11 protein-coding genes, 2 pseudogenes and 1 riboswitch are annotated in these 10,728 nt (G+C 47.9%); of the genes and pseudogenes, 8 read left to right on the forward strand and 5 right to left on the reverse strand.

The window, feature by feature from the left end; genetic code table 11:
- Positions 1 to 46: 46 nt before the first annotated feature.
- Positions 47 to 814 (reverse strand): prolyl oligopeptidase family serine peptidase, encoded by a 768-nt coding sequence (locus V7126_RS02015; protein ID WP_046131244.1) that lies wholly within the window; start codon positions 812 to 814, stop codon positions 47 to 49.
- A 123-nt stretch (positions 815 to 937) separates the two neighbouring features.
- Between V7126_RS02015 and V7126_RS02020 the strand changes: the two genes are divergently transcribed.
- The 4 genes and pseudogenes from V7126_RS02020 (at position 938) to guaC (ending at position 3,294) form a co-directional block, all read left to right on the forward strand.
- On the forward strand, positions 938 to 1,750 hold the full coding sequence (locus tag V7126_RS02020; RefSeq protein ID WP_046131245.1) for a Cof-type HAD-IIB family hydrolase: 813 nt from the start codon (positions 938 to 940) through the stop codon (positions 1,748 to 1,750).
- A gap of 99 nt (positions 1,751 to 1,849) precedes the next feature.
- Positions 1,850 to 1,990, forward strand: coding sequence for a hypothetical protein (locus tag V7126_RS02025; RefSeq protein WP_335496272.1), 141 nt, complete (start codon positions 1,850 to 1,852; stop codon positions 1,988 to 1,990).
- Between the two features lies 1 nt (position 1,991).
- On the forward strand, positions 1,992 to 2,189 hold the full coding sequence (locus V7126_RS02030; RefSeq protein ID WP_175076170.1) for a DUF3813 domain-containing protein: 198 nt from the start codon (positions 1,992 to 1,994) through the stop codon (positions 2,187 to 2,189).
- Between the two features lie 158 nt (positions 2,190 to 2,347).
- Positions 2,348 to 3,294, forward strand: a pseudogene (gene guaC / locus V7126_RS02035) (GMP reductase).
- Positions 3,295 to 3,365: 71 nt separating this feature from the next.
- On the opposite strand, the gene V7126_RS02040 reads toward guaC, so the two are convergent.
- Both V7126_RS02040 and V7126_RS02045 read right to left on the reverse strand, forming a co-directional pair.
- Positions 3,366 to 3,818, reverse strand: a complete 453-nt coding sequence (locus V7126_RS02040) for a BsuPI-related putative proteinase inhibitor (RefSeq protein ID WP_046131248.1) — start codon at positions 3,816 to 3,818, stop codon at positions 3,366 to 3,368.
- Between the two features lie 13 nt (positions 3,819 to 3,831).
- The gene (locus V7126_RS02045; protein WP_175076171.1) at positions 3,832 to 4,674 is read right to left on the reverse strand and encodes a YitT family protein; all 843 of its coding nucleotides are present in this window, start codon (positions 4,672 to 4,674) and stop codon (positions 3,832 to 3,834) included.
- Positions 4,675 to 4,849: 175 nt separating this feature from the next.
- Between V7126_RS02045 and V7126_RS02050 the strand changes: the two genes are divergently transcribed.
- Positions 4,850 to 5,710 carry a DegV family protein gene (locus tag V7126_RS02050; RefSeq protein WP_046131250.1) on the forward strand — a complete coding sequence of 287 codons (861 nt, stop codon included), beginning with the start codon at positions 4,850 to 4,852 and terminating at the stop codon, positions 5,708 to 5,710.
- Positions 5,711 to 5,772: 62 nt separating this feature from the next.
- On the opposite strand, the gene V7126_RS02055 is transcribed toward V7126_RS02050, so the two are convergent.
- Positions 5,773 to 5,976 (reverse strand): spore germination protein, encoded by a 204-nt coding sequence (locus V7126_RS02055; RefSeq protein ID WP_046131251.1) that lies wholly within the window; start codon positions 5,974 to 5,976, stop codon positions 5,773 to 5,775.
- Between the two features lie 317 nt (positions 5,977 to 6,293).
- A pseudogene (locus V7126_RS02065) lies at positions 6,294 to 7,162 on the reverse strand (CvfB family protein).
- Between the two features lie 141 nt (positions 7,163 to 7,303).
- Here V7126_RS02065 and V7126_RS02070 point away from each other — a divergent pair.
- The 3 genes from V7126_RS02070 to V7126_RS02080 form a co-directional block, all read left to right on the forward strand.
- Positions 7,304 to 7,795 carry a YajQ family cyclic di-GMP-binding protein gene (locus V7126_RS02070; RefSeq protein ID WP_046131254.1) on the forward strand — a complete coding sequence of 164 codons (492 nt, stop codon included), beginning with the start codon at positions 7,304 to 7,306 and terminating at the stop codon, positions 7,793 to 7,795.
- A 91-nt stretch (positions 7,796 to 7,886) separates the two neighbouring features.
- Positions 7,887 to 8,000, forward strand: a riboswitch (SAM riboswitch).
- 74 nt (positions 8,001 to 8,074) lie between these two features.
- On the forward strand, positions 8,075 to 9,913 hold the full coding sequence (locus V7126_RS02075; RefSeq protein WP_335496281.1) for a bifunctional homocysteine S-methyltransferase/methylenetetrahydrofolate reductase: 1,839 nt from the start codon (positions 8,075 to 8,077) through the stop codon (positions 9,911 to 9,913).
- Positions 9,897 to 10,728: homocysteine S-methyltransferase family protein (locus tag V7126_RS02080; protein ID WP_335496283.1), on the forward strand; the 832-nt coding region annotated here is incomplete at its 3' end. The genes V7126_RS02075 and V7126_RS02080, both read left to right, overlap by 17 nt.

The raw sequence follows: 10,728 nt of genomic DNA on the forward strand, positions 1-10,728 counted from the left end.
ATCAGTATATTGCACTTTTTGTATTTTCTGAAACGAAAGTGCTTTTTTAAAGATGGGTATCAAACCATTCAACCGTCCTCAAAAGACCTTCCCGTGAAACTTTGTGGCCGGCGCGTTCGTCCGCAATGAACTGAAGCAGATCCGGCCGTTTTTCATACTGAGGCATGACCGATTCGTAAAACCGGCGGGCCGGTGCAAACGGCACAACGCTGTCCAGCTTGCCGTGCCAAAAGAGAAGCGGTCTTGTGTTCAGCTTTTCCGGCTGCAGCGAGAGATCAAACTGTTTCAATTCCTCTCGCTGCTGTGCGATCTGCTCTTCTGTGACAGGAACTTCAAGCTGCTTTTTCTTTATCAATGCGAGCTGTTCGTCAAAAAGCTCAACATATGAGGGACAGCCCATCAGACTGACGGCGGCGGTTATCCAGTCGTATTGGGTAAGGGCTCCCAGCGTCACGATGCCGCCCATTGACGTTCCAGCCACGCCTATCCGCCCGCTGTCAATCAGGTTTTCCTGATGAAAATGCTCTTTCAGGATATCGAGTTCTTTAATTTCATTGGTGACAATGGCCCAAAATCGCGCGGACAGCTCCTCCCGGGAGAGCTCTTTTTCCCTGTCCCCATGATATGCAGCTTCAGGCAATACAGCCCGAATCCCCTTTTCGGCAAGAAGATATGCGAAGTGCAGATTATGTTCCTTTGCGCTTGTAAAACCGTGTATAAAAAAAACCAGAGGAAGAGCTTTATCCTTATTCTCCTCTTTTACAATATGCAAAAAAGGGATTCCTGAAATATTCCGTTTATCGACAATAATCACGACTGTTTCTTCCTCCTTTAGGATATCCATCATCATCAGTTTAACATGTAGACAATAAAGAAGGTAAAAAGATACACTATAAATAAGTCAGAACTTTTAAATTTACGCTTAAAAGGAGCATTTATGGAAACGAAACCATATTTAATTGCATTGGACTTAGACGGAACATTATTAAAAGACGACAAGACCATCTCTGAAAGCTCGAGCAGCGTCATCCGCAAGCTCCGGGAGGACGGGCATTACGTATGCATTTCGACAGGGAGGCCGTTCAGGGCAAGCGCGATCTACTATGAGGAGCTTGGACTCGATACGCCGATCGTGAACTTCAACGGCGCGTTTGTCCATCACCCGAAGGATGAAAGCTGGGGAAGATTCCATACGTCGCTTGATCTAGATGTTGTCAAACAGATCATCGAGGTCAGCGAATCTTACAACGTCCACAATATCCTCGCCGAAATCATGGACGATGTTTATTTTCATTACCATGATGAGAAACTGATCGACGTATTCACAATGGGCAACCCGAATATTACGGTCGGCGATTTAAGAAAAAATCTCGGCGCGGACGTTACAAGCGTCTTGATCCACGCCAAGGAAGAGGATGTACCTGCGATCCGCTCCTATTTATCCGATGTTCATGCCGAAATGGTCGACCATAGAAGGTGGGCCGCCCCGTGGCATGTGATCGAATTAATCAAAAGCGGCATCAACAAAGCGGTCGGCCTGCAAAAGATAACGGAATACTACGGCATTCCGCAGGAGCGGGTCATCGCTTTCGGAGATGAAGACAACGATTTGGAAATGCTCGAATTTGCGGGCTGCGGCGTCGCGATGGGCAACGGAATCGCAGGCGTCAAAAGCGTTGCCGACCATGTCGCCAAATCGAATGAAGAAGACGGAATCGCGGTCTTTTTAAAGGATTATTTCTCTTTATAATTTTATTATTTGCCATTCATAAACGCAGTTTTCCCTCGGCAATACTATGGGAAGGCGGTCTAAAGAGACCGTCCAACTCGTTTCAAGGGGGCAGTCAGGATGGGTAAACGTAGCAAATCGAAACGGTTTATTCAGCAAGGCAAAGACGCGATTAAGCAGCATGCGGCGAGGTTCCCTTACCGATCCACATTTGAAGAGGCGGAAAAGCGCAACGGCCCGGCAGAATGCGGAGGGCTGTAAAATGAGAAACGAATTGTTTCAAATGGCAAAGCATGCCGTCCATGAAGCCGAAACAGCAGCATACGGCGCTGAATCGGGCGAGCGGACAAGGGCGGTTGAAAGGGCGAAAAACGCGATTTCCTCCGCATATGCCAACTCAACCGACGCTGAGCGCAGCCAACTTCACGACCTTCAGGATCGGCTTGACCGATTGTCCTAATCATCAACAAGGAGCCTGTCTCATCGACACGGCTCCTTTTGTCATTTGTAAAAACTCTACATAAAACGTTTGACATTCGAAACAAAAGGGAGTACATTATTAAAGGCGAACATTTAATGTTATTAATAAATAAATATTCGTTTTTAGGAGTGTATATCATGGATAACGTGTTTGATTACGAAGATATTCAATTAATTCCTGCAAAATGCATCGTCAATAGCCGTTCTGAATGCGATACAACCGTTCAGTTGGGCGGAAGGACGTTTAAACTGCCTGCGGTACCTGCCAACATGCAGACGATTATCGATGAGGAGCTGGCGATTTGGCTGGCTGAAAACGGTTACTTTTATGTGATGCACCGTTTCGAGCCCGAAAAACGTTTCAACTTTATAAAAGACATGAAGTCCCGCGGTTTATTTGCTTCCATCAGCGTGGGGGTCAAGGAGGAAGAATACGAATTTGTACAAAAGCTGTCCAAGGAACAGGCAGAACCTGAATACATCACAATCGACATCGCACACGGACATTCCAACGCCGTCATCAGCATGATTCAGCATATTAAAACGCATTTGCCGAAAAGTTTCGTCATCGCCGGAAACGTCGGAACGCCTGAGGCGGTAAGGGAACTGGAAAACGCCGGAGCTGACGCTACAAAAGTCGGCATCGGCCCCGGAAAAGTCTGCATTACAAAAATCAAAACCGGATTTGGAACGGGCGGATGGCAATTGGCCGCATTGCGTGGTGCGCCAAAGCTGCAAGCAAGCCGATCATCGCCGACGGCGGAATCCGCACTCACGGGGATATTGCGAAATCAATCAGATTTACCGGACACGAGGAATCTCCTGGAGCAACGGTTGAAAAAGACGGAAAGCTCTACAAAGAGTACTTTGGATCAGCTTCAGAATATCAAAAAGGCGAACGAAAAAACGTAGAAGGCAAGAAAATGTATGTGGAGCATAAAGGCTCCATCAAGGATACGCTGACCGAAATGGAACAGGACCTTCAATCCTCCATTTCTTATGCCGGAGGAAACAAGCTTGATGCAATCCGCAATGTCGACTATGTCATCGTCAAAAATTCCATTTTTAATGGCGATAAATATTAAAAACAGAGGCATCCATCTTCGGATGCCTCTGTTTTTATTCGTAGCAGCACAATGCTCGTAAGCCTGGATTCTTACTTTACTTCAAACGATGTGCCTGCCCTCAGCACGGCAAGCTGTTCCGCTCTCCCCAAAAACGTGACATTCACATCGTATACGCCAGGCTCGGGTACTTCCTTCCAAACATCCGTGAAATCGTACGTCTCTTTCGGGTTCAATGTCATCGTTTGGAAAGCCTGGGTGAACATTTTTCCTTTTGAATAGCGGTATCGTTCATTTCCTTCCTTGTCGCTTACGATAAGCTCAAACTTCTGTCCGCTGCTAAATTCAAATGCTACCGCTTCATCCGAATGGTTTACAACCGACATGCGAAATTCGATTCCGTCCTGTTTTTGCACAGGTTCAACCGTCAGTACAACACTTCCGTTGCTCATTTCCCCTGATACCTCCTTGGCGGGGCCGCTCCCCGCGTTTTGCCCGCATCCTCCGACGATGAGTAATAGCACAGTCAACAATACAACCCGCATTCATTCACCCTTTCTAATCTTTTCGGAAAAACCCTAAAACAGAGGTTGTTTGCACAACATTTGCAAAAGCCTTTGGATCCACTTCTTTGATGATTTTTTCCAAGTCGTATAATTCATACCTGGTAATGACGATGATCATCATCTCTTTTTGTTCATTCGTAAAAGCGCCTTTGGCCGGAACGGTCGTAATCCCGCGCACCATTTTTCCGTAGATGGCTTCTTTGATCTCTTCCGCTTTCTTCGTGACGATCATGACGGTAAGTTTGGCATGTCGTGTGTGAATCGCATCGATCACCCGCGTCGTTACATAAAGCGTAACGAGCGTATATAAAGCTTTCTCCCAACCCTGCAATAATCCTGCCGTCAAAATGATGGCCCCGTTTAAAATAAAGAAATATGTGCCGACAGGCTTATCTTTCCATTTCGCCAGAACCATCGCGATGATATCAAGACCGCCCGTTGAAGCTCCGTATTTCAGCGTCAGGCCGATTCCGACCGCTGAGATCACCCCGCCGAAAACAGCGTTCAGCAAAATATCGTTTGACAGGCCCTCATCAGGCAGCATCCCGAGAAAAACCGTCGTCAGCGCCACGCTTAATACGCTGTAAATCGTGAATGAACGCCCGACTTTCATCCATCCTAATATACCGACGGGGATATTTAAAATAAACAAGAGCGTTCCGGTTGAAAAATAGATGGGGCTGTACTGGTCAAGCGCGCTTGATAAAAGCTGCGCAACACCCGTAAAACCGCTTGCGTACACATCGGCGGGAATTAAAAATAAATTCAGGCCGATCGCGTTTAGTAAGGCGCCTATGATGACAATGAACAATTTCTTTGCTTCAGCTATTACCATTTTTTCAGTTCCTCCGCTAATTCTATATAATTGGTTTACCCTTAAATCCATATTTTGAAAACGCCAAAATGAAATTATATGATATAGTTGATTTTGGAAAAGCGGATCAGCTTCCGCGGCGGCGACGTGCGCCTTGTTAACCTAAAAACCATTACGATGAAAGAAGGGGTTATATATGACCGTCCATCTGATAGCCGACAGTGCGGCGGATTTGCCGAAATCTTTTTACGATGACAACGGCGTCACTTTCATTCCTTTGCGCGTGCTTCTTGACGACAAAGAGTATGACGATCTCGTAACGATTCAGCCTCTTGTTGTATATGAGGCGATGCGCAATGGGAAAGCGCCTAAAACCTCCCAGCCGTCTTTCCAGCTTATGAAAGACGCGTTCACAAATCTTGCGAAAAAGAATCAGCCCGCTTTATATATCGCTTTTTCCTCTGAGCTTTCCGGCACATACCAGACTGCCGTAATGGCAGCAAACGAGGTCAAGGAGGAATTTCCTGATTTTGATTTGCGGATCATCGATTCAAAATGCGCTTCATTGGGCTATGGCCTCGCCGTAAAACATGCGCTTGAACTCGCAACTAACGGCAATACAATACAAGAAATCGAAACGTCTGTAAAGGACTTTTGCGACCATCTTGAACATATTTTTACCGTCGACGATTTGACCTATTTGGCAAGGGGCGGCAGAATCAGCAAAGCATCCGCGTTCGTCGGGGGATTGCTCAATATCAAACCGCTGCTTGATGTCGAAGGAGGAAAGCTTGTCCCTTTAGAAAAAATCAGGGGTAAAAAGAAGCTTTTGAAACGGATGATCGAGCTTATGAAAGAAAGAGGACGTGATCTAAGCAGCCAGACGATCGGGATCAGCCACGGGGATGCCGAAGAAACGGCCGGCGAAATCAAGCGGCTCATCGAAGCCGAGTTTCACCCGAAAGACATCGTAGTTCATATGATCGGATCGGCCATCGGCGCGCATGCGGGCCCTGGCACAGTGGCGGTCTTTTTTTCGGGAAAAGAAAAAAGGTGAATGTTCAGGAATTTGGACACAGGCCGATGGCTCCTGTCTTTGACAAGGAGCCATCCGCTGCCTTATACGATATTTTGATCAAGCACATCTTCATCAAAGGAGTCCGCACCTGAAACTCCTGTGTTCGAAGCCGTAAGCCCGGTATTCCCGCTTCCAGCCCCTTGAACGGTTTTTGACGTATTGATCGGGCTGATTTTAATCGCCCCGCCAAAATTCACAACCCCGCCTGAAACACTTTGAATAAAAACTGCAATGGGGAACCCCATACCACTTCTCCCTTTCCTATTGCATTTTTCTATTATTCATATATGTATGCCGTTTTTTCCTCAAGGTATAAACTCTCCGGCAAAAACATAGAAAAAATAGCGCACATAGTTTACATTTCAGTGAGCAATCTAATGACGGGAGGTGCTGCACGTGACAAAAGATGATGACAAAAAACCGGTTGATCACAACGCCGGCAACCAGCAAAAAAACCGGCTCGCCGAAAGAACAGGCAAGCCGGAAAACATCAGGGATCAAAAAAACCGAATCATTTATAAAGAGCAGGCGGCGTTTCCTAAAGAATCGCCGCCTGCAGCTGCTATTTTTTTTCGTATGTCCAGCCGTCTTCCTGATAGATTTTATCCTGTTTCATCAGATGGCCGAGCGCTCTTTTAAACGCTGCTTTACTCATGTTAAACCGTTCTTTAATATCTTCCGGGTCGCTTTTATCCCAAAACGGCATCGCCCCGTTTCTCGACCTCATATACGTCAAAATTTCTTCGGCGTCAACGGACATGGCATCCTGCTTTCTCGGCAAAAGCGACAAATTGACAGAGCCGTCATCCTTGACTTTAATCACCCTTGCCGTGAGCCTTTCTCCCAGCCGCGGCTCTTGTTTTCTCTCGGAGGAGTGAATGAAGCCTCTGATGCCGCCGTCGGAAATCATAAACGAGCCTGAAGCGATCAAGCGGTAGATCGTCCCTGTCAGCTCTTTATTCATCAGGCCCTGGGACGCCTCGGTAAACAGCTCGCTCATCCTGTCTTCCGGAGCCGGTTTGGCAAACATTCTCCCGTGGCTCGTGATTTTCAGCATACAATAGAGCCTGTCTCCTTTCTGCGGCCAGACGGATGAATAAGGCGGCAGATGTTCGGTTGCCACCAGTGCATCCTTCGTCAGCCCGACATCGACGAAAACCCCCATGTCATCGACCGCATCAACGACTTCGACCCAGCCGTATTGATCAGCGCTGATCAGCGGCTTTCTCATCGTAGCCGCCGGACGGCCTTCATGGTCGACATATATGAAGACATCGACCTCTTCCCTCTCTTCAATATCTTCGGTGATTTCACTGTTGTGCAAAAGGATGACCGTTTCTCCATCGGTCAAAAAATATCCGTAATCTGCTTTGTGATCTATTTTCAACGTTAATTGCTGTCCCGGTTTCATACTTGCTCTTCCTTTCTCACTCGCCTGTTTCGCTTTTTCGTATTCCTCCAATGTTCAAATTATTGCCAGATAACGGCCAGACGAAACCGTTCGATATTGGAAGTTTCACCTTATTCTACTATAATTGACTCATAAGTAAAATGGATGGAGGTTTTTTTCTTATGGCTAAAGAAAGCTCATTTGACATCGTTTCAAAGGTGGAACTTCCCGAAGTTCAAAACGCAATCCAAACCGCTTTGAAAGAGATCGGCAACCGCTATGATTTCAAAGGTTCGAAAAGTAGCATCACGCTCGACGGGGAAGAGCTTGTGCTCGTGTCAGACGACGAATTCAAAATGAACCAGCTGAAAGACGTTCTCGTCAGCAAGCTGATCAAGCGGAACGTCCCAACGAAAAACATCGAGTATTCCAAGCTGGAAAACGCGTCAGGCGGAACGGTCAGACAGCGCGGCAAGCTCGTTCAGGGCATCGACAAAGAAAACGCAAAGAAAATCAATACCCTGATCAAAAAATCGGGCCTTAAAGTCAAATCGCAAGTGCAGGATGACCAAATCAGGGTGACCGGGAAAAACAAAGACGATCTCCAGCAAATCATCGCCTTGGTAAGGGAAGCGGATCTTCCGATTGATGTTCAATTTATAAATTTTCGATAAATTCTCAATTTACTGTTGATTATTCCCCCGATTTTCGGTAAATTGAGTAAAAGCCGCTTTTTGGCGGCATCAGCCGACAATTGAATAGCTGTTCTTATCAAGAGAGGCAGAGGGACTGGCCCGATGAAGCCTCAGCAACCGGTGTAATGATTGTTTCATGACCAAGGTGCTAAATCCAGCAAGCAGACTGCTTGGAAGATAAGAAGAAGGTGAATGCATACGAAAAGTCTTCTTCTTGGAAGGCTTTTTTTATTTATTACTATTTCAAGGGGGAAAACGATGGGTTTATTGGAGGATATAAAAAGCAGAACGTTAATAGCCGACGGCGCAATGGGAACGCTTCTTTATTCATACGGGATCGACCGCTGCTTCGAAGAGCTGAACGTCTCAAAGCCGGATGAAGTGAGACGCATTCATGAAGCATATGTCAAGGCAGGCGCCGACATCATTCAAACAAACACCTACGGTGCAAATTTCATCAAGCTGTCCAGATACGGCCTTGAAGACGAGACGAAGCAAATCAACGAAAAAGCCGTCCGCCTCGCCCGTTCAGCGGCCGGCTCCGCCTATGTTCTCGCAACGCTCGGCGGCATCCGGACGTTCAATAAAAGCGCGTATTCGCTCGATGACATCAAAAGAAGCTTTCGCGAACATCTTTACCTTCTGTTGAATGAGGAACCGGACGGACTCCTTCTGGAAACGTATTACGACTTAGAGGAAGCACGCGAAGTATTGAAGATTGCCAGAAAAGAAACGAACCTTCCGATCATCGTAAACGTATCGATGCATGAAGAAGGCGTTCTTCAGGACGGGACCCCGCTTTCAGAGGGCTTGACGCTTCTTGCGGGACTCGGAGCCGATGTGGTCGGCATCAATTGCCGCCTCGGCCCCTATCACATGATCAAAGCGCTCGAGGAGGTGCCTCTCTTGAAGGACGCTTACCTTTCCGTCTATCCGAACAGCAGCCTTCCATCTCTTGTTGAAGGGCGTCTCGTCTATGAAACGGATGATGAATATTTCAGAAACAGCGCGGTTGAGTTTCGCAATCAGGGCGCGCGCATCATCGGCGGCTGCTGCGGAACGACGCCGAACCACATCAGAGCGATGGCTGAAGCTGTCAAAGGCCTCCCGCCCGTCACCGAAAAACGGGTCAAAGTCAGGGAGAAAGCAGCGGCAGCAGTTCAGCACGAAAGAACGGAGCCCGCTTTAGACGAGCTTGCGAAAGAGAAGCGCTCCATTATCGTCGAATTGGACCCTCCTAAACAATTAAACTTTGAAAAGTTTTTGCGGGCAGCAAAAGAGTTAAAGTCAGCCGGAATCGATGCACTCACGTTAGCGGACAACTCGCTCGCCACGCCGAGAATCAGCAATGTGGCCTGCGGCGCGCTTTTAAAAGAGAGGCTTGACATGAGGCCGCTCGTCCATATTACATGCAGGGACCGCAACCTGATCGGCCTGCAGTCCCATTTAATGGGGCTTGATACGCTCGGGCTTTCCGACGTTTTGGCGATTACCGGAGACCCTTCGAAAATCGGCGATTTCCCTGGAGCGACTTCTGTTTACGATCTGACGTCATTCGACTTGATCAGCCTGATCAAACAATTTAATGAAGGCTTGTCCTACTCGGGAAAGCCGCTCGGCAAGAAAACAAACTTCTCCGTCGCGGCCGCCTTCAACCCGAACGTGAGACATATTGACAAAGCGGTCAGACGGATTGAGAAAAAGATCGACTGCGGCGCGGACTATTTTATTTCCCAACCCGTCTATTCCGAAGAACAGCTCATCAAGATCCATGAGGAAACAAAGCATCTCAAAACCCCGATTTACATCGGGATCATGCCGCTGACAAGCAGCCGGAATGCCGAGTTTATTCACAACGAAATTCCAGGCATCAAACTGTCGGATGCGATCCGCGAAAAGATGGCGCTTGCCGGCAGCGACAAACAAAAACAGGCTGAGGAAGGGCTCGCCATCGCCCGCTCGCTGCTTGACGCCGCATCTGATTTGTTCAACGGCATTTATCTGATCACGCCGTTCTTGAGGTCCGATTTAACCGCAGAGCTTACGGCGTACATTCACCAGAAAGAAAAGGAGACGACAAATGTCTATCATCACTGACCAGCTGAAGAAAAAAATCCTCGTTCTTGACGGTGCGATGGGAACGATGATTCAAAATGCAAACTTATCACCCGCCGATTTCGGCGGTGAAGCCTATGAAGGATGCAATGAATATTTGAGTGTGACAGCGCCGCACATCATCCAAGGAATTCATGAAGCTTATTTGGCGGCTAAAGCCGATATCATTGAGACGAATACATTCGGTGCGACAAGGCTCGTTCTTGATGAATACGGCCTTGGACATCTCGCTTTTGATATCAATGCGGCGTCCGTCAGGCTCGCAAAAGCGGCCGTTCAAAAATATACAACGCCTGAATGGCCAAGGTTTGTCGCCGGGGCAATGGGTCCGACGACGAAAACCCTGTCCGTTACCGGCGGCACGACGTTCGATGAGCTTGTCGCCAATTATGAGGAACAGGCGGGAGCGCTGATCACGGGCGGCGCCGACCTTCTGCTCCTTGAAACGAGTCAGGATATGCTGAACGTAAAAGCCGGGTTCATCGGCATCAGGCAAGCGTTTGAAAAGACAAAAAAAACCCTTCCCCTCATGGTATCGGGAACGATCGAGCCGATGGGCACGACGCTCGCCGGTCAGGATATCGAATCATTTTATATCTCCCTGGAACACATGAAGCCGATCAGCGTCGGCTTAAACTGCGCGACAGGGCCCGAATTTATGACAGACCATATCCGGACCCTCTCCTCCCTTGCCGGGACGGCAGTCAGCTGCTATCCAAATGCCGGCCTGCCCGATGAAGAAGGGCAGTATCATGAATCACCGCAGTCACTGGCGAAAAAAATCAGGGCTTTCGCAG

Source organism: Bacillus sp. JJ675 (genome assembly GCF_036963165.1).
GTDB lineage: Bacteria > Bacillota > Bacilli > Bacillales > Bacillaceae > Bacillus > Bacillus glycinifermentans.